The organism is Pedobacter nototheniae (assembly GCF_032678625.1).
GTDB classification, from domain to species: domain Bacteria; phylum Bacteroidota; class Bacteroidia; order Sphingobacteriales; family Sphingobacteriaceae; genus Pedobacter; species Pedobacter nototheniae_A.
Genome location: NZ_JAVTSO010000002.1, coordinates 992,711 through 1,014,084, shown reverse-complemented (window position 1 = coordinate 1,014,084; position 21,374 = coordinate 992,711). Strand labels below are relative to the sequence as shown.

Annotated in this window: 13 protein-coding genes; 2 read left to right on the top strand and 11 right to left on the bottom strand. The window is 37.8% G+C overall.

Annotated elements, in window-relative coordinates:
• Nucleotides 1-846: 846 nt before the first annotated feature.
• Nucleotides 847-1,986 carry a formylglycine-generating enzyme family protein gene (locus tag R2Q77_RS10100; protein ID WP_316803603.1) on the bottom strand — a complete coding sequence of 380 codons (1,140 nt, stop codon included), beginning with the start codon at nt 1,984-1,986 and terminating at the stop codon, nt 847-849.
• 372 nt (nt 1,987-2,358) lie between these two features.
• Here R2Q77_RS10100 and R2Q77_RS10095 point away from each other — a divergent pair, with 372 nt between their 5' ends.
• The gene (locus tag R2Q77_RS10095) at nt 2,359-3,162 is read left to right on the top strand and encodes a hypothetical protein (protein WP_316803602.1); all 804 of its coding nucleotides are present in this window, start codon (nt 2,359-2,361) and stop codon (nt 3,160-3,162) included.
• Nucleotides 3,163-3,186: 24 nt separating this feature from the next.
• On the opposite strand, the gene R2Q77_RS10090 is transcribed toward R2Q77_RS10095, so the two are convergent.
• The 3 genes from R2Q77_RS10090 to R2Q77_RS10080 all read right to left on the bottom strand — a co-directional run bounded on the left by R2Q77_RS10090 (nt 3,187) and on the right by R2Q77_RS10080 (nt 5,879).
• Nucleotides 3,187-3,843 (bottom strand): response regulator transcription factor, encoded by a 657-nt coding sequence (locus R2Q77_RS10090; protein ID WP_316803601.1) that lies wholly within the window; start codon nt 3,841-3,843, stop codon nt 3,187-3,189.
• Nucleotides 3,844-3,860: 17 nt separating this feature from the next.
• Nucleotides 3,861-4,646 (bottom strand): sensor histidine kinase, encoded by a 786-nt coding sequence (locus tag R2Q77_RS10085; protein WP_316803600.1) that lies wholly within the window; start codon nt 4,644-4,646, stop codon nt 3,861-3,863.
• 627 nt (nt 4,647-5,273) lie between these two features.
• Nucleotides 5,274-5,879, bottom strand: coding sequence for a hypothetical protein (locus R2Q77_RS10080; RefSeq protein WP_316803599.1), 606 nt, complete (start codon nt 5,877-5,879; stop codon nt 5,274-5,276).
• A 260-nt stretch (nt 5,880-6,139) separates the two neighbouring features.
• Between R2Q77_RS10080 and R2Q77_RS10075 the strand changes: the two genes are divergently transcribed.
• Nucleotides 6,140-6,820 carry a hypothetical protein gene (locus R2Q77_RS10075; RefSeq protein WP_316803598.1) on the top strand — a complete coding sequence of 227 codons (681 nt, stop codon included), beginning with the start codon at nt 6,140-6,142 and terminating at the stop codon, nt 6,818-6,820.
• 68 nt (nt 6,821-6,888) lie between these two features.
• On the opposite strand, the gene R2Q77_RS10070 is transcribed toward R2Q77_RS10075, so the two are convergent.
• From R2Q77_RS10070 to R2Q77_RS10040, 7 genes are all read right to left on the bottom strand, one after another.
• The gene (locus tag R2Q77_RS10070; RefSeq protein ID WP_316803597.1) at nt 6,889-14,508 is read right to left on the bottom strand and encodes a hypothetical protein; all 7,620 of its coding nucleotides are present in this window, start codon (nt 14,506-14,508) and stop codon (nt 6,889-6,891) included.
• A gap of 24 nt (nt 14,509-14,532) precedes the next feature.
• On the bottom strand, nt 14,533-14,949 hold the full coding sequence (locus R2Q77_RS10065) for a hypothetical protein (RefSeq protein ID WP_316803596.1): 417 nt from the start codon (nt 14,947-14,949) through the stop codon (nt 14,533-14,535).
• Between the two features lie 3 nt (nt 14,950-14,952).
• Nucleotides 14,953-15,417 (bottom strand): hypothetical protein, encoded by a 465-nt coding sequence (locus tag R2Q77_RS10060; protein ID WP_316803595.1) that lies wholly within the window; start codon nt 15,415-15,417, stop codon nt 14,953-14,955.
• A 4-nt stretch (nt 15,418-15,421) separates the two neighbouring features.
• Nucleotides 15,422-18,994 carry a hypothetical protein gene (locus tag R2Q77_RS10055; protein WP_316803594.1) on the bottom strand — a complete coding sequence of 1,191 codons (3,573 nt, stop codon included), beginning with the start codon at nt 18,992-18,994 and terminating at the stop codon, nt 15,422-15,424.
• Between the two features lie 12 nt (nt 18,995-19,006).
• Nucleotides 19,007-19,744: a hypothetical protein gene (locus tag R2Q77_RS10050; RefSeq protein ID WP_316803593.1), complete on the bottom strand. Its 738-nt coding sequence runs from the start codon at nt 19,742-19,744 to the stop codon at nt 19,007-19,009.
• A gap of 61 nt (nt 19,745-19,805) precedes the next feature.
• The gene (locus tag R2Q77_RS10045; RefSeq protein WP_316803592.1) at nt 19,806-20,486 is read right to left on the bottom strand and encodes a hypothetical protein; all 681 of its coding nucleotides are present in this window, start codon (nt 20,484-20,486) and stop codon (nt 19,806-19,808) included.
• 144 nt (nt 20,487-20,630) lie between these two features.
• The gene (locus R2Q77_RS10040; protein WP_316803591.1) at nt 20,631-21,353 is read right to left on the bottom strand and encodes a hypothetical protein; all 723 of its coding nucleotides are present in this window, start codon (nt 21,351-21,353) and stop codon (nt 20,631-20,633) included.
• Nucleotides 21,354-21,374 lie beyond the last annotated feature (21 nt).

Here is a 21,374-nt window from a genome sequence, read left to right as displayed (position 1 = left end):
TGTTCCTGCTTTACGCTATATCCCGATGAAAAATCGGGGATGCCGCTGCAATCAGGGTTAGGGTTGTAAGATAGGGCATTAAAAGGTTAACGTTGTAGCTAAACCCGATCGAAGTGAATGCCCCGATTTTTCTATCGGGCAGCAACGGGAGCGGGGCTGCAGTTTACTAAATGCTACTATCCGTTCATTTCCTGATTGTACAGCTTAACTTTTGGTTGGTGTTATCACCAATCAAGTGAAAGTAAGTTCCTATTATTTTTTTGTTTTTAGGAAAGCAAAGGCTGTGGTTCTTGTGTAACGGTGTTCCTGCTTTACGCTATATCCCGATGAAAAATCGGGGATGCCGCTTCAATCAGGTTTAGGTTTGTAGGATAGTGCATTAAAAGGTTAACGTTGTAGCTAAACCCGATCGAAGTGAATGCCCCGATTTTTCTATCGGGCAGCAACGGGAGCGGGGCTGCAGTTTACTAAATGCTACTATCCCTTCATTTCCTGATTTTATGCTTGATAAATAATTTAACCTTTGGTTGGTGTTATAACCAATCAAGTGAAAGTAAGTTCCTATTATTTTTTTGTTTTAGGAAAGCAAGGCCAGCGGATCTTGGGTGATTTTGTTCCTGCTTTACGCTATATCCCGATGAAAAATCGGGGATGCCGCTTCAATCAGGTTTAGGTTTGTAGGATAGTGCATTAAAAGATTAACATTGTAGCTAAACCCGATCGAAGTGAATGCCCCGATTTTTCTATCGGGCAGCAACGGGAGCGGGGCTGCAATTTACTAAATGCTACTATCCGTTCATTTCCTGATTGTACAGTTCAGACTTCATAAGTATTCTCTTTAAATCTTTATTTATCCTGTACGCATCTAAAGCCCAGATGTTCCATGCTGCTGTCTTCAGTTGTTTTCATTCTTCGGGCAACCCTGTAGCCCGAGCAATAGCTGTCGTTACATAAAAAAGAGCCACCTCTAACAACATGTTTAACTGCATAAGGTTCATCAGGATCATGCGAAATGCTTGGCCCCGTTGGATTTTTTATGCCTTCAGGCCGGTTTATGGTTTTGTAGTATTGATTATCGTAAAAATCTGAACACCATTCCCAAACATTTCCTGCCATATCATACAAGCCATACCCGTTGGCATTAAATGATTTTACGGGCGATGAATAATAATATTTGTCCTGAACCAGGTTTTTATAAGGGAAATCGCCCTGCCAATAGTTAGCCTTGGCTTTTCCGGTATTTACCGATTCATTTCCCCAGGGATAAATGTTGTTTTTAAGCCCACCGCGGGCGGCCCATTCCCACTCCGCTTCAGTAGGCAATCGTTTTCCCGCCCACATGCAGTAAGCCATTGCATCTTCAAAAGAGACGTGAACGACCGGGTAGTTTTCTTTTCCTTTAATATTGCTTTTTGGTCCGTGGGGATGTTTCCAGTCGGCACCTTTCTCCCAGCTCCACCACTGCGAATAATCGTTTAAAGGAACTGCGGATTTTGCAGGTTTAAAAACTAAAGAAGCGGCAACGAGTAAGCTGTCATCGGGTTTTGGCGTACCTGGCGGCACCTGTTTCCTCAATTGTTCCCAGTCGGGTTTCCGTTCGGCGGTAGTTTTATATGCTGTAGCATCTATAAATTTTTTAAACTGTGCATTGGTTACTTCTGTTTGGTCGATCCAATAACCTTTAACAATTACTTTATGTTTAGGATATTCATCTGCCGAAGCCTGTTTATTATCCCCACCCATCATAAAGTCGCCACCATTTACCCAAACCATATTTTCGTGGTTGGTATTGGCTGTTTTTATGTTATTAGAAACAGCCGCTGCAGGTTTAAACCTTGCCGGAATATTAGATTCGCAACAAAGCGCTGCCTTTTTTTCAAATTCATGTTTGGTATCTGCAACAGTAGAAGTTCCTTTTTGCTGTTTGCAAGCATAAAGGGTAGCGCTTATCCATAAGATATATATCAGGGGCTTGATCCTTTTCACATTAATTCGTTTGGTTCCAAGTAATTTAAGGCTGAAATCTAATATTGAGAACAGCGGATTTAAAATTACAGTTTTATTAGCAAATGAAGGTGTGCTTTTATTGACAATAAGTAATGGAAGGGTTTTTAATTAGGATACCTGTAGAAAAAAGTGATTTAACGCCATAAAAACCTTGGTAAAATGCTTTCATTTCCCTGGCTTCGGGATCATTTACCTTTATTTTTCCTTTGATGATTACCAAAATGAATGGATTAAGTGAACTATAGCCAGATTCAATTCAATATTTTTTCAAGGTGGCGATTTAATTTTATTTTTTTTATAATGGTATGGTTAAAGAATTTAAATTAGCCGAAAAATTAGGCTATCGTATCTATGAAATTAAAGTTATGCGCAATTCTATTCTCTATAGTATTATTGAGTTGCCAGCAGGAAAAGGAAAAAACAGAAAAAACGTATACTTCCAGGGCATTGGCTGCCACTGAAAGTTTTAATGAAACACCAAAAGCGAAAGAAGATGTATTAAGCATTTTTAAATCAGATTCTACCAATAAACCTGGGGGGTTACAATTCAGCATTAAATTTAAGGATACTGTTTTATCGATTAAGGCAAATGCAAAAGAGGTGAAAACAGCAGATAAGTTTTCATTAGCCGAGTTTATTAATACCCAGGAAACGGCAATACTGGTGCAATTGGCAGGTAATAAAGCTGTAGCATCTTTTTATGTTATTTCCCTTAAAAATGGCCTTCCGGAGGTAATTAGCCTGAACAGGCCTTCAACAGGAAAAGACGATTTAAAATATACTAAAGGGCTGGAAGAGCAGAGACGCAGCAGTTATATTATTAATAATGATTTTGTAGTTACAGTGGTAAATGGCAAGGTTTACCCTATAAAAAGACAACATGAGGAAGAGCGCATTCAGGGATCATATTTTATGAATTCTCCTGATAAAGGGACGCTGGTATTTTTAACCCCATCGTCTTTATATCAGGTAAATTATTTAACCAATGAAGTATTTAATCTTCCGGTTTCGTCAAATCTAACCAGTGATCCTACACAGATTTTTCAAAAAGTACAAAGCAATTACAGCTGGCATAAAAACATTAAGGGTACTTCTTTTTTAAAGGAGAATGCTGACGACAACCGGATTATAGATATTAAAGAGTTTAAGCATTAATAAAATACGGACGGGCTGTTTGGATTATAAAACAAACAGTTCGTTTTTTAGTGCAAATAAAACAAGCCCGGTTCGGGATTTAATTTCGAATTTTTGAAAAAGCTCCTGCCTGTAATTGTCTATGGTATGCGGACTTAAATTCATTTGATCTGCAATTTCTTTATAGGTATACTCAGAGCAGCAAAGCTGTAAAAATTTGATTTCGTTTGCGCTTAAATCTGTAGATATATTCTGAGTAGGTTGATTATCCTGTATATTCCTCAATAGTTTTCCCGAAACCAGATCATTAAGGTAATACCCATGATCTTTAATGGTTTTTATTGCCGCAACTACATCACTGGTTTTAGATTCTTTTAGCAAATAGCCACCAGCTCCGTTTTTAAGCATTTTAATGATGGGTTTATCCTCTTCAAACATGCTCAAAGCCAATACCTTAATCTGCGGGTAATTTTCTTTAATCCAGGTGGTAGATTCGTAACCATCCATTACCGGCATACTTACATCCATAAGAATTACTTCGGGAAGCACATTACGCGTTATTTTTTCTTTCATTTCTTCGCCGTTGGATGCATCAAAAACGATTTGAATTTCTTTAAATTCAGAAAGTAAACTTATCATACCCTGGCGAAAGAGGTTATGATCATCAATAATGGCGATGGATATGGTTTTGTCTGGAGTCATGGTAGGTAGGGTAAAGATTAATAGGGAGTAGTAATGGTGATTTTAGTGCCTGATCCGGGTTCAGAATAAAAAGTAGCGTTTCCGCCAATCATTTCTGCTCTTTTCTGAATGTTGTGCAGGCCCATGCCTTTATTCTGTTTACTGGTTTCGTCAATTTTAAACCCAATTCCATTATCCTGCATAGCTAAAGTTAAATTGTTGTTCGAAAAATCTAAATTAATGGATATTTCTGTTGCTTTTGCATGCTTCAGGATATTATTTAAAATTTCCTGGAATAGCCTGAAAATGATGGTTTCTTTATCGGGCTGGCTTTGTAATTCCTGGGCATTATTAACGTAAGTAATTTTAAAAATACCCGATTTTTCTACCCAGTCGAGTTCAAAGGCAATGGCTCCGGTTAAACCGCGGCTTAATAATTCTTCACCATGAAGCAAACGCGATAATGCCCTGATGGCCTTTACCGATCGTTTGGTTAATTCTTCTGCAGCCGCAATTTTTTCTGCGGCTTTTGCAACATTTTCAAGATCGATAGAGCTTAAAGTAACTATGGTAAGGCCTAAAAGCTGGCCAATATTATCATGTAAATCGTAAGCAACCGTTTTTAAGGTTTGCTCCTGAACTTCCATTTGTGATTTCAGCAGTTCATTTTCATAAACCTTCTTTAACAGCTCTTTTTCTTCGCTATGTTTCCTTTTACGCCTGTTGTAAAGTCTGATATATGCAATCAGAAATAACGGGATCGTTAAAAATATAATGGTTATTATACTGATTAAGAAGATGATTTCCTTTGAAGATATCTGCATATGAAGGCGTATGACCAGCAGCAATATAAGGATACATTAAGAACATTAAAAATAATATATCGTATAGAATGCTGGAATTTTGAAAACTGATCCATGATCAGGTAATCGAAAAAAATATTTGTCGCTGTGCTGCCGAAATAAAAAATCAAGGTGCCATTTACCCACCAAAACGGGGCATAGGTGCCTAATTTTTCAAATTTTTCGTCCCTAAGCATTAGGTAATAAAAGTATAAACCTGCCAACACAAAAACGAATGACATGCCAGAGGCCGTTTTAAAAACGAAGTTGGAGAAGTGATTGCTGACCATCTCTGAGGCATACATAATTACGAAAAGAAATAGCCAGGCCATCAGCCATTTAATCCTGTTTACATATTTTTTTAAAAGATTGTAAAAGAAAATACTGATACTAAAGCATTCTACAATCAAGAAAATATTATAAAGCGGAAGATTGGAAGTTACCAGAACCTTTCGCATAAAAATGGCCGATACTTCTGTAAGGCAAATGAGAAATAAATATAGAATAAAGAACCTCCATATTGGCTGTTTGTCATTGTATAAACAAAAGCAACCAATAAGGAGGCAAATTAATTCAATTATAGTATTTACGGTAAAGTAAATGCTCATGTTATTTTTTAATCGGTGGTACCGGTTCTGGTTTTTCCTCAATAAGAGTAGCACCAATATCATTACAATTTGCAGGTGGCGGGCACATTTCTCCGCGATTTTCTGGAGTGGTACCTATAATAAAACCATTTGAGCCTCCAACACCAACTTTTTTATCGTTATAATAATCTCTGTGGTATTTTTTTAGACTGTCTTTAGTAGAAATCATAATTAAAGTGTTGCGGTTCCAATATGGTTTAGGTGGAACATGCCCCTGGCTTTTATCATTATAAGTACTATCGTAAGATGCATAGTAGAAACGGATACCGTCTCCACCTTCAGACTCAACTTTTTTAATTAAAGCTTTTAAGCGGGCTATACCGAACCACACGGCTCTGGTATCTGGTAATTTCTTAGTTTTAGAAAAACCAGCTTCACTAAAAGAAGAATCAACTGTACCTGCACGTTTAGCATAATTGTTAACATAAGTTTTAGCTACAGTTAAGCTTAATGTGTCAATATCGGCTTTCAGATTTTCATCTTTTGAAGCGTCGACAGGTTTGTTCTGACAAGCACTTAGGCCAATAGCTGCTACGGCCAAAGTGATTAGGGTTGTTTTGAGGGACATAAAAAGGATGTTTATTTTGCGTAAAAATCAATATAAATATTTAGCTAAACGAATTATATTTTCATCCTTTTTATTCATGAAATTATTCGGAAAAAAGCCGAAAATAGCTTTTTAAGTTTAAGTGTATTAATACACAGTGTATTATGCTTAAAATAAACCATGTTTATATCTTTTAAAAACAATAAAAACCTCCTTTAGGAACCAAGTTCAGCCTTGTAAATTCGATTAAATAAATAATACAAACCATTTAATCTAAAACCATGAAATTGATTTCTCAAGGCGCTTATGCGCAGGAATTGTTTAACAACAAGGTGGTAAACCTTGGACAACCGGCTACCGACAAACAGGTTAGTGCTGCAGTTTTAAAATCTGTTAACGACTTGATTGAAGGCGCTACCAATATCCCGAAGGGTGCCGATCTTCCGGCCAATGCCACCAACAACCCTGCAAATACGACTCCGGCAACTGTACAGCAACTTTTTACTGCCCAAAAGGCTACATCAACATCTATTGTATTGCTTGGCGAATCGCATACGAATGCGGCAGACCATAAAAGGGCAGAAGATTATATTGCTGCAATGAATTCTAATCCACCTACATTAAAACCTGGCCTGGTGGTTTTTGAAAGAGCCTTAACTTATAATGCACCCAAGGATATTTCCATCGTGCGCGAATCTAATTTAACCACAGCAAAATCAAACGGAGGAATGGTTGATTTTGGTATAGAATTATCAAAAGCACAAAGAAGTATGGTGGTAGCAGGTTACCTTGTTTTATATGTAGCTTCTGGTAATCAGCAGGATATTAACCGGATTGTTATGTTTTACGGGGCAAATCATAACGACATCTATAGTTATTTTGATTATTTCGCCAGGCATACCGGTGCTTATTATGTAGTGAAAGAAACAAGAGATTTTTACAATATTAAATCGAACGTTTAACGCTTTAAAAAAAGTAAGCCCTTTCTGCTGACATTTGTGAGCAGAAAGGGCTTTTTTATGGTTGTTAGTTAACTGGATTTGATATCTGAAACGTTATTAACATTAATTTCTAACTGATCTAAAACAAGTAGTGGTAAGCTATTGGTTGTTCCGGTTAAATTTGAATAGAAAAATGCCGACAAGGTAATTAATCCATTATTTAACAGAGGTTGCGTATTGGCAAACCAATTAAGTATGGTGCCATTTAATGCATTTACTGCTGCCCCGGTTCCTTTAATATCATCATCCGTAAACAAGGTAGGCGGCATTAAAACGATGGGCAATGTAATGTATGGCAATTCTCCCGGTTTTCCGGCAGTTGTAAATTTATACTGGGCTAAAATTTTTAAACTTGCAGGTGCAGTACCTCCGTCAGGGGCAAGTAATAAGCTGGTTAATAAATTTTGTAAATAATCTTTTAGCTGTTTTCGATCAGGTGCTGGGGGCTGTAAATTAAATGTATTGCTAACATTTAATGACGGCATGAGTGGGTTGTTAAATCTGTTTAATGGAGTAGAATAAATAAATTCAGGTGCGGTTGGATATTTGCCCAATTCTGAATTTCTTTCAATCCACAAGCCCGACCATGCATTTTGAATAAGCAATACACTTAGGTTTTTGAAGCTCACCGTACGCAGCCTCAGCTCGGTGCCGGCTTTAAAGGTCAGGTATTCTTTTTTATCCCCTTTTAATTGGTAATACCTGAAAATTACCTGATCGAATTGTGCAGGATTTTGTCCTTTTGGTATAGGTAATGGATTACTGCAGTTTTTTTCCGTGCAATAATATAATTCCGGCAACCAGTCTTCAACTTTAATTTCGGGGAAATAAACATAGGTAATTGCTTTTTCTCCCGAAACAACCGACCAGTTGTTAACTACCAGCTGAAATAACCCTTTGTCAGGATCAACGTTAGATGATGACTCATTTACTTCAAAAGCTGCTGTAATTACCTCCAGTGTAGCATTAAGGTGTGCTTTTAAACCTTTGGTATAAAGGTTTAACCAGGCAGCACTTACATTATTACTTAAATCAGAATACGCTGTAAGTATTTTGGTAAGGGTTTTCAGTGCATCCGGGCTGATGTCTTTATTTACATTTGGCAGGGAAGTATTAAAATAATCAATAAAATCAGCTGTAACAGATTCAAATTGTGCCAGCTGTGTAAATAATGCCTTTTGTTTTACACTTAATCCTTTCGAATCCTGCAATACAGTAGCCTTATCCGGATCTGCATTAAAATACACTTCGAAATGGTAGTTGTCTTGTGCAACAAAATGATCTAAGGTATAATCAAAAGAAAAGGTACTTAATTTGGCATCCTCAATGGTAATTTTATTAAAATCCGTGTTTTGGATATTCGAATCAAATACCTGGCTTCCAAAAACAGGTAATGCCGGATATTGCCTTAATGGTACAGGAATCTGCGTATCGGCCAATGCGGTGTATTCAACATTAAAAGGAATGATAAAATTTAACCATTCTGATATTTCATAATTATTTAAATCATCAGGTAAATTGGTTCCTTTTTCCTTTAATTTTTGGATATTAAACTCGGCATGGGTAATGTTGTACTGTACAGGTACGGTAATGTTTGATGCAAGTGAAGGCGTTTTAGCTTCAAATGTATAGGTTAAATACGATTCCGGATTTTCTTCAGTAGCGGCAAAGTTTTTAAGCGGGATTTTTGCCGTAGAGAAAGAATAATTTTTAGTATCATCAACTACTGCATTGTTTACAAATGGTTTTCCATAATAGTTTGGAGCAATGCTTTGTGCATGGTTGGGATAAGGGCTATCCATAGCTACACGATATTGCACCACTGCATTGATCATATAGCCATTGTAGAGGTTAATCAACAATTGCTGTCTGAGTTTTTCTGTGGCCAAATTTAAGCCCGTTTCCTGCTGGCCGTTACTTAAAAGAATTGGGATGGTTTGCAGCGCAATGGCATCAGCCACCCTTTGTTTTGCATTTAATAAACCGGCTAATATGCCCTTATTATCCATACTGCCATTTAAATGGTCAATCATGGTTATTGGCAGGCTCATATCCGGCCCCAATACAGTTTCTATACTTTGTAAAAAGTTTTGTGCCCACACTTCTCCATCTATTTCACTAAAATTCTTTTTCATACTTCCGGTTTCACCACCGGTATAGTATTTAAAGTCGTGTATATCTACATCTTGTAGGCCAAAAAGGAAATTAGCCAATGGTTGCGGTGCATAATAATTAGCCTGACCATAATCTACAGCACAGGAAATTCCGTTGGTTTTATCGTTGAAACTTTTTAGCCTAACCACCCATAATTCTTCAGCATGTGCATTGGTTAAAGTATTGCTTTTTTCGCCAACATAGGTGGCAGCGAGTTTAAATTTCTGCGCACCAAAAGCCTCTTCAAAATTTAATGCAAAATTTCGTAGTGCCAAAGATTTATCATTCTCAACGGCGCCATTAGGTGCCGGAAGGTCAGAAGCTTTAGGTTTAACGTTGCTGATTGCCTGTTGTACACCTGGGGCATACATAGGTGTTCCATTATTATCAAAAATAAACTGAGGATCAATTAAATCAGCCGACCTTGAAATTAACAGGTTAACAGATAAAGAGAAAATATCCTGTGGATTTACGGCATTTACAGGACTGTTAAAAGCGTAACTATAGCTGTAAATTTGCGGATTAGGTTTATCGGCAGGCTGGTACTGATTGTATTTATCAGGATTGGTGATAAATTCTTGAATCCAGCTGGTGCTGGTATTGATAAAAGTAAGTACACCGTTTTTTAAATCTTGTTGGGCAGGGGCAAGTGGATACAGCGCATCAGGATCTACCGATATTTTGAGATTGATGGCCACATCATTTTGAATCACCTGATCTAAAATCCCTGCATAAATTTTTAAACTCTCTTTGGCCTGGTCTAATACAGCAGCTTTGAGGCTTTCTACATTGGGATCTGCGGGATTGAAACTGTATTTATCACCTGGCGTAAAGTGAAATGTCAGGCTAAAATTATCATTTGTACTGCTTGGTACAGGTTTAAAGAAGTAATAATCAATAGTTAACGAAGGCCAGGCAGAGAACGGAATCAATTGATCAAAATACAAAATTTTATAGCTTACATTATTTAACGGCGTATTAAATATATTACCGTAATTATCCTGCCAGTTAAAGGCAATGGAGACCGATTCTCCCAGGCCTGTATAAGCTGATGCGGCTGCACCATTATAAAACTTACGAACAGGCATGGCCTTACTGTAATGCCAGTCATCAGTTGTATGGTTTGGATCTTTGGAAGGGCTAACCGGGGTTACAGATTGAAGACTGTTAAAATGTTTGCCATCGCCTATAATGCCATAATTTAATAAATTGTACTGTACCTGGAGATCGTAGGCATAATTATCTGAATTGTCTTTCTGGCGGTTAAATAAATCATCCGGATTTTCTCTGTCTACTTCAAAACCAATGTTACCCGGTTTAATTACTGCATTTCTGATGATTTGATTTTGAACCAGCATTTGGTTTAACTGAGCTGGGTTAGCATGTTGTATATCAGTGTTCCATTCGCCAAATAATAACGATTGTGAAGTGTCGATAGTTTGATATAAACCTGCCATGTTCATATAAGCCGTAACCTGATTTTTAGGCAGGGATTTATATTGAATCAACAGGTAAATTTCTCCGTTTCCATTTTTATCGAATAGAGATTCTGGTAGGGTATCACCATCCAGGTCATAGTATAAATAATAACCACCCGTGCGCACCAGCGATGATTTCCACAAGCGGGAGATAAAATCAACAGGCGTAGTATTGCTGATTTTATTGGTTTCTGTTTTCGCAGAAAACATCAGGTTATCCGGATTGGTTTCAGTAGAAAGGTTGGTGTTGATTAAAAGGAGTAAGAGTTTATCCAAATCATCAGATCGCAAGGCCTTAGCCTCGTCATTATCCGGGTTTGAAGCGTATAAAATCGTTACTGAATTAAGAAGGCTGTCTATTTGATCGGCGCGGAGTAAAGCTGTTAAGGTTTCAATACCAGTAGCATCAGTACCAAACACTTCAAAAGTACGTTCGTTAATTTTTTCCTGACTTTGGTTGCTAATCTTTTTAATTGTAATGGGCACCATTGTGCCATAAAAATAACTTGCCGGATCTAAGGGGTTTACTGTTCTGCCGGCATCCGGCTTAGTTTGTACAGCAAGTTTTAAATCAACTGATGGATTGCCACTGCCAATTCCGGTTAATGAAGAAGGGAAGTTCCATATTGATGGAACTGGTGAACGACCATAAGCGCTCCAGCTAATTGGGTTGGAGAAAGCAAATACCCGGCTTTGATCTTTATACAGTTGAATATTTGCCGGGCCGTGATCAATTTTCGGCGTAAAACCAACGGTTTGAAAGCCATATACTCTATTAATTTCCTGCTGGCTTAATTTGTATTGTATATTATTTACATCAGGTGTTTGGCCATTAAAAATTAACCAGTTTAAGCTTGGTGTATCCGAAGCTTTACCAAGTGAAAGCGTATAACTGAATTTAGCAGGATCTTCTATTACCGGCATTGTAATCTGCTGTCCTGATAATTCATAAAGTCCTTTTAAAGATGCGCCCGGATTACCCTCTACTACTTCTGGCAATCGTAATCCGTGCAGGGCAAAACGACTGGCACTTCCACCTGCCTTAGAGAATCCATTACTTTGATAAACTGCATTTAAAATGGTTTGAATGCTTAGCGATTTTACATTGGTGATGAAAAAAGTAGCCCCGTTTTGCAAAATGTTTTCTTTAATGTTTGTTGAGGCAAGTAATGCTAATTCAGTATTGTAATGGGTTGATATAGATAAGAAAGTACTGTCTTTTTCTATTAAAATACTGAAATATGGAAGCTGAACGAGGCTAAAAACTTGTAATATAGGTTTGGTTTTGTTGCTGTTTATTACATCCGATAATTCGGCTATAGTTAAAGATTGATTGTTTTTAATGGTATTAAAGGTGTCACCTTGTAAAATTGTATAATTTTTTCCCTTTATCTCCACCACTGCATCAGTCTTAAACATCATCTTATTTAAGTTGCTGTTGATGAAATCAATATTCCAGTCGGTACCGCTTTGTGTGTATGAATAACATTTCTGTAAGGTATCAAAAGTATCTGTAGCCGTTATGGTATAATTTATTCCTGGTATAATAAGGGGTTTTCCGGTAATTAAAAGGCCCTGAACGGCTTTATTTGCCAGTACAATAGATTCTGCAGTAACTTTAAAGGTAACCGCCATTGCAGACAGGGTATTTTCTGTGCTTTGAGGCAAGAGGTAATGATAAACCTCCAGATTTTCTTGTGCCGACTGGAGCAGGGATTTTGCCAATAGCTGAAAGTAATCTCTGAACAGGAGCGTAGCCATCGACTCAGTTAAGTCGTTTTGAACGGATTTCAATTTTTCAGGGTCGCTATCTGTAAATTGCGAAACCAACTCTAATACCGTACTGATGTATTGATCGTTAACCGAATTGTAGGTGTTGAAATTGATTACCCGGTTGCTAACAGAATCGGTTAGTAACAAATCAGGTATCATCGGGAACACCGTTAAAGGTAATGTTTGTGTGGTGGTTCCTTGTTTTTCAGTAATGTTAACTGCAAATAGTTCTTTAATAAAGTTTGTAAGCTGTTTGTAGCTAAACACAACATTGTTTCCGGTTTCGCCCGTACTTTGATTCAGGGCACTAATGATCTGATCAATCTGATCCGCGCTAAGTTCATCGCTCAACAAATCAGCAAACGATGTGTTCTGCGTTTGTGTATTAGCCGCTGCATTAAATACCCAGGCCATAATACTAATGCATAATTTATCGAATGCTTTAAGCTGGCTATCAACGTCAAGTGCATGCTCATCAATAACATAATTTGCTATCGGGCTGCCGTTGTCATTTTCGGCAAAAAGAGAGGCAATTCCAACGGTTTGTTGTGCCTGGTCTGGTTTTGAAACACTAAAAAATGGTATAAAATAAATGTCTAACCTTTGTGGCGTGGCAAGGGTAACCAAACTATCCCAGTTTAATAGAAGAGGAGCAGCATCTTTAACATGGAGCTGGTAAAGAATATCTTTTGCACGGATAGGTTTCCACTGCGCAGGTCCGGAAGATCCGATCGTAAATTGTTCTCTGATGGTGGCACTAAATGATAAATGTATGCGGATGGAGAAAAAGCCAAGGTTTATTTTAACGGTAAGCTCTATAGAAACGCCCGCTTCAAACGCCAGTAAAATGGCTTCGGCAGCTTCCATGGTTATGGTAGCCTGTGCATATACAATAATATCAAGTGTGGCCGATATGATGGCAAAGTTTACCGAGCCAAAAATATGACCAACAATACCGAAAGTTCCTTTTAGTTTGTAATACAGATCGGTATCTGATTTATTGACAACAGCGTTTTCATAAGGTTTAAACCAACCCAATGTACCTTCTATTATTCCATAAAAAACAATGGTTAAACCTGCCGAAAGAATACCTTTATTAAAGGTTTTGCCCAGACCTAAATTTAAGCCGATGCCAAATTCAAGAACGGGATTAAAAGTACCCAAATCTGTTTTAGGAACAGTTAAAGAAGTAGATCCGTTTAATACGGCAAAATAAAAACCACCTGCACCTGTAAATGGAAATGCCTGAACAGTAAAAGAGCGAGAAAAGTCATTATTATACGGGAAACCGAGATCAATTTTGAAATTTCCGTTGGTGTAGATCCAGATTCCAATAACGGGTAGGGTAATCGATACCGCACCGAATTCTAAGTTTCTGATGCTATCCGGTAATTTAAGCTCTATTTGGTAAACGCCAATGTCGTCTGTTATTTTCTTGTATAAGATTTCGAATTCCAATCCTGCAAAAACTTTGGCCTTTGCGCCCGAGAGGCTCAGGTAAAGTCCGTACAACACAGGGTCGTTAAAAACGATTTTAAAAGCCACGGTGTCCATAATCACAGCATCAATAGCAAATAACCATTGGCTGTTGTTATTAAAATGGAGGGCCTGGCTAAAGGCCGGAACCACTGTGCCGGGTGGCGGTGGTTGCATGAGATCCTGCAGGCGGTCTACAACCTCGTTAACATGATTGTACTGAGCCGCATTGGCAAGTTCAAGGTGCTGGCCAGCACCTAAAAAGTTAAGTTTAAAAACCGATGGTTTTGGTTCTGGCTGCGGCATACCCTGCGGATCAAGCAAGTTAACCCCATCTTTGCCAAAAAGATCATCAAGATTGTATTTCAGACCCAGAAAATCTAAATTACCCGTCATATTAAAATTTACATCCCGGATAGAGCGAGCCATAATGGTCAGCGAAGTAATTTCAAATCCTGGTATTTTAATATTGGTTGTGTACTGGATGCCAAATTCAATAGGCTTTTTCGAGGCACTGGAAGGTACTTTTAATTTAAGTTTAAAGTTTTTAATTTCCGCATTCAATATATAACTCCATGGCGCATCAAAATTTAAGGTGTAACCAGGTTTTACCATATGGATAATACCATTGATGATTTCACCCAGTGTAAATTTTGGCATATCCACCTCGAAATTGGTCTCATTATCTGAAAGAATTCCGGTAAGGATAAGTGGCTTGCCTGCAAATGTTAAATAAATACTGGCGCCATATTGTGTTTGGTACGACATATGTTTTATTGAATGCCCAGGCTATTAACCTGTTTTGGTTACTTTAATCTGAAATCCAACCCCATCAATGGTTACGTTTCCGAGAAGTGATGTCCCTTCACTAATTTTAACCGCAATCATAAAAGAAATTTGATCGATAGGGTGGATTTCAAGAATTTGCATAAAGGCAATTTGATCAGATGACTTTAGCAGAGAGAGGGCAGGTATAACCTCTATAATTTTTTTGGTAATGCTGTTTAAAGAATCCTGAGCATTAATAAATGTACCTGCATCACCCAACTGTCCGGCAACGCTGGTAATGGCTTTATCCGCTGCGGAAAAGATTACAGGATTGGCAGAGAGCGAGGGGACCGTATAATAGCAAATCAGTTTTTGGGCTGTTTTGGCTATTAATTCAATTTCCCGCCCTTCCAAAGTTATGGTGGTGCAGATTTCAGGCATGTTTTAGGCAGTTTGGGTTAATGCAATGTTAAAAGAAACACCATCAAGTGTAATTGGGCCAAGCTTATTGCCTGTAGTTAATTTTAAACCCATACCAAAACTATATTTTCCGTCTTTTGCCGTATCAGAAGATGGCGGCTGAATAACAAATTCTGTAATTATCAGTTCCGAAGTTAAAATCTGCTTCAATACCGGCAGGTTGCTTAAACTATCTATCTGAGCCGTTACAGTGTCAACTGAAATTCCAGTCGTATCACTAAATTTATTCAGGATTAAAGTTAAAGCATCTTTAATCTGACCTAAACTTACTGCGGTATAAAAAGATTCAGAAACATAAGAAAATCTTGGAATTTTAAGATTAGCGGCTGTAAGCATAATCTGCGAATCGCCAAAGGTTAGGTAAACTGCACCACCGTATGTTGTAGCATAGGTAGAGGTGCCTGTTGTTGTTAAATTTTTAGAAGCCATTTTTTTAAGTTTTAAGTGTTAATGGAGTATGATTGTTTAAGTTTTTACTTTTTTCTTTTTCTGGCCGGTAAGCGCCAAACCAACCCAAATTGCCTTTTGATGTATCACTGTTTCCATCCGGATTGCCGAACAGGTAAAAAATAGTATTGCCCGACCTTGGAAGTTTTAAACCCATTACAGAAACCCCGATCTGTGTAAAAACCATGGCATACTGGATTTTTTTACCATCGCCTGCAGGGGTATTAATAAACATCACGGAACCAATGGCAAACTTTAAAATACCTTGCAGGCTAAAACCTTTATCGGGTTTACTACCACTGAAAGGCATTTTTATAAAAACCTGCGCGCGGTTACCTGCCAAACCCGGACTCCAGGCCAATAAGATTTCGGCATTAAATCCAATTTTTGCTGTTAATGCGCCCATTGAGCCCAGGTTTACATTAAATCGTAATGCATACCAGGTATCAGAAAGAGATAAGGTGGCCAAAGGCGCATCAACCTCGATATAGGATAATGAGGCTGGTGTTACAACAGGTGTACCTTTTGCTGCGGTGGCAGGACTATTATAAAGTAAGTTTGTTAAATCCAGCGGGAAATTTGGCGCAAGACTTGCCGGGCGGGCCATCGCATTAGTCTTATTAAAAACAGTTCCGGCTGGAACAAAACTAAATGTCTTTTTTGGGGTATTATCTGGTGCTAAATCATCCAGATTAAATTTCATGTTTAAAACTAAATTACTAAAAGGGAGTGCCGAATAAGAAAACATATCAAAATTTTCCATCTCCTTAAAACCTAAATTTCCGCTGATATAAAACCTGGTGGTTATTTCTGAGCCATTACTTTCATCAACAGTAGCCAGTTGTACCGATAGTACATTTACATTGGATAATGCTACGCTACTCAAATTGAGTGTATTGCTGTCTTTTATAGAAAACGAGTAACCTGTATGACCATTTCGTTTATCGTAAAGCCCATCCATTACAATGCTAAACTGATTGATAGAGCCATTATCCGGATTAGATTCTGCAATTACCGGCTCGTTAAACAGGGTGTTGAGGTTAAGCTGTATTTTAGATTTAAAATCCTTAATTACCGATTTATCAAAAAGAACCTGTAGCTCAAGTACTTTAAAGTCGAAATTGCCCGGTGTAACAGGTAAAGGCACAGGCGGTTTAATCTTATGTTGCAAATACGCCTCGTAAGTTTGGTTAAAGTAATTAATTAAGCCAAACATCGAACTTTTAAAACTTGTATCTAATTTGTTCTCTGTAGTTAAACCAATGTGATTGGCCTCAATACCAAAATGGTGCGCAGTAAATCTCGATGTATCTATTCCGGCAAGTATTGCTTTAATCTCTTTCGGCATATCCTTTAAATCGAGCGTAACTTGCAGGCAAAGAATACCATTCCAGTTTTTATTGGTTACAATATCGGCAAAATTATAAAATGGGCTGTTTTTACCATCTTTAGCCACAGCTTTTTTAGCCGCATCAATATAATCCAGTATCCATTGGCTAAGTTGTGGCAGCTTTGCAGCCTCATTAAAATTTAAAGGATCTGTCCACAGCTTTTGATTTTTAATCCTTTCTTCGATAGAGTAATTACAGAATTTAAAAATAACGATATTGTTAAAACCTGTTTTTCCGGTCCATTTGTTCTGCCCGGTTATATCAAGGATAAATGGCCATGCAGCAACATCAATCTTATTCTGAAAGTAGGTATTGTAAAAATCAATATGCGCAGGAACCGGGTTGCTGATGACTAAAAATTGTTCATTGGTTTGAAAAGCTTCCTGTAAACCCGTGTCGGTACCATTTGTATTAATGTTACTGAACATGAGCGGTTGCACGGTTGTATTATCATCCGTTGTAACCGTTGGATTAGCTAATATCAAGGTTTGCCAGGCAGATTTATCGTCGGTTAAATTAACCAGTAAACCCTGTGGCGTCGTACTTAAATTAACGGCATCGGTACCAACAGCTTTAAGTTTGTTTCGTTTTAGCTGTTTTACTTTAGCATTTCCGCTGCTTATGGCTTGTTTCCTTGCAGGGTTTAGTATTTGTATTTCAAACTGGCGAATGGTTTCCTGGTCGTAATAACCCTTATCGGCCTTTTTACGAAGGCCAAGATAAGGTGTAGTAACAGAGGAGCTGGCCACTGGAAAAGATTGCCCATGCTCATTAAGGTTTGACGAGGCAACCTCAGCATAATCTAAAATTCCTGAGGTTTCACCAGGTTCAAATAAGGCAGCGCCCTCGGGCTGCGAATGATAAAAAATAGGAGCAGAGCCATTTAGGGATGATTGTTTAAACGAAAACCAGGCTGTTGTAAATTCAGGGCTTAAAAGTTCCGAATTGTTCAATTGATTTTGGGCATTAAGTATGGGGAAAACATTTGCAAAGGCAGGATGATTGTGTTTAAAACAAATCAAATCACCTTTATAAATTTCGTTTTTACCCGCAAAACTGATGGTTTCAGTTCCCGAAACGCCACAAAGTAACCGGTTTTGGATAATGCTCTGCTCCTTTGAAGATCCGTTTAGCAGCACAAAATCTCCAGTAATGGTCCAATAATACCTCGAGTTAGCATCTAAGCTCGGAGATTTACTGAAAACCAACATCGAATTTGCACTGCTCTCTATGGATATAAGTTTACCATAGCTTGTTGGAATATTCGTATATAGGGATGAAGACGGTTCAAATTTAAAATGTGTGTAATTCTCCTGAAATATAGCGCCAGGATGAAAGCGCCCTGTAAAGTTTAATACATTGGTGTTGTTAAATAAGAGATAGGTTAATTCGGTAATATTATTGTTTTGGCCAAAGTAGTACTTTAAACCCGTGGGCATAATGGTATAATTTCCTTTCATATCGCATGGGTAAGTATCTAACCCGATTGAATAATATTGAGGATTATTGAATTTTAAAGGGAAGGAAATACGATACTCAATTGAACAGCCTGGATTATTAAATAAAATACTCAACGGCGGTTCTGAAGCAGGCTTATTGTCGTTCCTGCTAATTTTTCCCAAGGGGATAGGGTCTATGGTAACCAGTTCGTTGGTTAGGTATAAACCATAATAATAACTGGGCGAAACCGAAACAGGTGTTCTTTTAATTAAAAAGCCGTCAACTGTAGCATTTAAACTTACCTGACTATAGGCCGCAACAGCAAAATAATTGCTATTGTTAAACCATAATAGCTGCGATGGTCCGTATTTACCTGTGTTTTTCTTTACGCTATAAGAAGCATCAAATATTATGGCCTGTAAAAATTGAAATGGTGGTTTTACATCCGGGTTTCCACCTTGATTTAGCCATATAAAACAATGATCGGTTTGCTGTTTGTAATTAGAATAATTGGTGTTTAAATCGGTATATACTTTAGGGATAAACTGAGTATTTAAATCAGGTGTTTGCACTGCAAAAAGGTAAATGGCTGCGTTTTGCTTAAAGCTATCCGCAAGGGTAACCGAATCTGCCGTTTTTAAAGCGGGTAAAAAACAAGCCCGCCACTCCGTATCGGTTGTGTAACTGTATAATCCTGGAATTTGAGTAGCTTTAAATACAATGCTCATCGGACCTGATTTTTAGTGGTTTATAAAAGTATAAGCGGCAACAATTTCGGTAAAAGCAGGTCCTGTAGCATAAGTAATGGTGTACCAGGAACCACGTATTAAATTCAGATTATTGATTGCAATTACGTCGGTGCTAACCACCGAGTTTACATTTTGCCTTTTGATTAAATTACTTCCATCGGGTAAATACAAACGGCCGGTCCATACACCAACCCAGTTTTTATTTTTAAAAGGCAGGTTTCCTAACGGCGTTTGAAAGTTTACAACTAAATAATTATCGCCCCGCTCTAAAACGGCCAGTTTAGTAGAAAACGCGAGTCCGGGTTCGAGGAATTTATCATCAGCTTTAAAATAAAGTGTGGCCGAAACCGTACTGGTATTATTTCCACTGCCAAAACCAATTATGTACTCTTTCTTCTGTATCGCCAACGAATCAAAAGCAAAATCGCCACTGCTGTTTGTGCCCGGAATATAGGCCCGGTGTAAAGGTGGCGTATCATATAAAATCTGACTACCCTGCCAAATGCCAACCCAGTTTTTATTTTTAAGCGGGTTGTTTGCGGGCATCGTATTGTATTTTATGGTAATAATTTTGCCTGTAAGCATGTGGCCGCTTATCGAGTTTTGCTTTTGTACTGAAGAATCTTGTTTACCGGAATCTGGAATAGCCTGTGCGTACGCGGTTAAAACCTGTACTGTACACAGCTGTAGAAACAGTGAAAAAAAGCATAACCACTTTTTAACATTCATGATTCTTGATAAAAGCAGGCCCGAACAATTTCGTGCTCGGACCATTGACTTTGAGCGTGGATTATATCGTGAAAGTATAATACCCAATAATATCACTGTAATTAGGCTTGCCCGAAGTAGAACTCATACCATAAACAAGTGTATACGTTTCGAAGTTGATCAGACCATTCGGAATGTCATTCATTGAAATAGAACCCGTGTTGTTGTCCGAAGTTGCGTCAGATGTTGCAATTACACCTGCACCAGCAAAACAGTTGGCTGTAAACGGACCTGGAAATAAAGCTATCCAGTTGTTATTAGTAGCAGGAGTATTATATAGAGGCGTAACGTAAGTGGCAATTAATGAGTTGGTTCCAATTCCGCTTTCAGGCACGACAACACTGCTTAAAAATGGCGAAAGCGGATCGTTAGGCTTAACTGTTTTTGGAACCATTAAAGTAGCACATATAGTGGTACCAACGCCAAAATCTACACCAAAACCAATAATATAATCCTGTTTTTGTAAAGCCAGATCAGTAAAGTTTGCTGTACCAGCCTGATCGTCTGTTGTAATTTTTTGTGTTGATTTTGCTTCACTTAAAGCCTGAATTTGTGAACCCTGCCAAATGGCTACAAAGTAACCCATTGTTTTAGGATGAGCACCTGGTAATGAATTGTAATTTACTTTTACAGTCTTTCCATCGAATACAGTGCCGGTTAATTGAATGATGCCCTGAGGGGAATCAGTAGTTTCTTGTGCCATGATTAATTTGTTTTAGAGATGAGTTTGTTTACCTCTAAATTCCATATAATGTTTAAACAGGCACAGGCTGAAAACCACCTTTTATTTAAGCGGTTTTACCTGAAAGCAAGAGTTGCATTCAATCAGATGATATTGATAAAGCGATTAACTTAGCATAAGCATAATTAAAATGATAAAGCCAATAAAAGTAAAAAAACCGATGGTGAGATATAAAGGGAACAACCTGAATTTTTTTTCCTGTACACCATACTGAATCAGGTTTGCTTTTAACTGTACAACCTGGGTTTCGTTAAAAGCCAGTTGCTCGTTTAAAACCTTAATGTCTTTAAATCTTTTAGTTTCTTCAAGCGTGGTCGGAACTAAAATCCATAATTTTTCTTCGGATTGTAAGTAAATAAGATTAACCGAGGCGGTTATGGCCTTAATTTCGAAATATAAAACATGGGTAGGTTCGGAAGAAATAACAGGCCCGTTATTCCAGGAAATTTTTTCGCTGTTGTAAATAAAATAAAACATGATTGCTAAAAAAGCAAAAGGAAGAAATTTTAATAGCTTAACGTCAGTCAGAGCATCAATAATCCCCCTCGCATCCAGTGCCACATCCTGGTTTTTCATTTCACTCATCATCATAATTCCAAAAAATATAGCAAAGCCCCAAAACATTATGGCCATAAGTATAAAAATGGTCTTCACATTTCTGCAATCCAGCCGTACCGAATCTTTATTTCCAAGCGTAACAGGAGGAGGAAGGTTTATAACATCATTTTGAATCTTTTGATCTAATCTTTTTTTGTGGTAAAAAAAGAAAATAATACCACCTATGAGCAGAAAAAAAACGAAAATGATTAGAAAGAATTGAATGTTCACAATAAGAGGTTTTAATTAAGG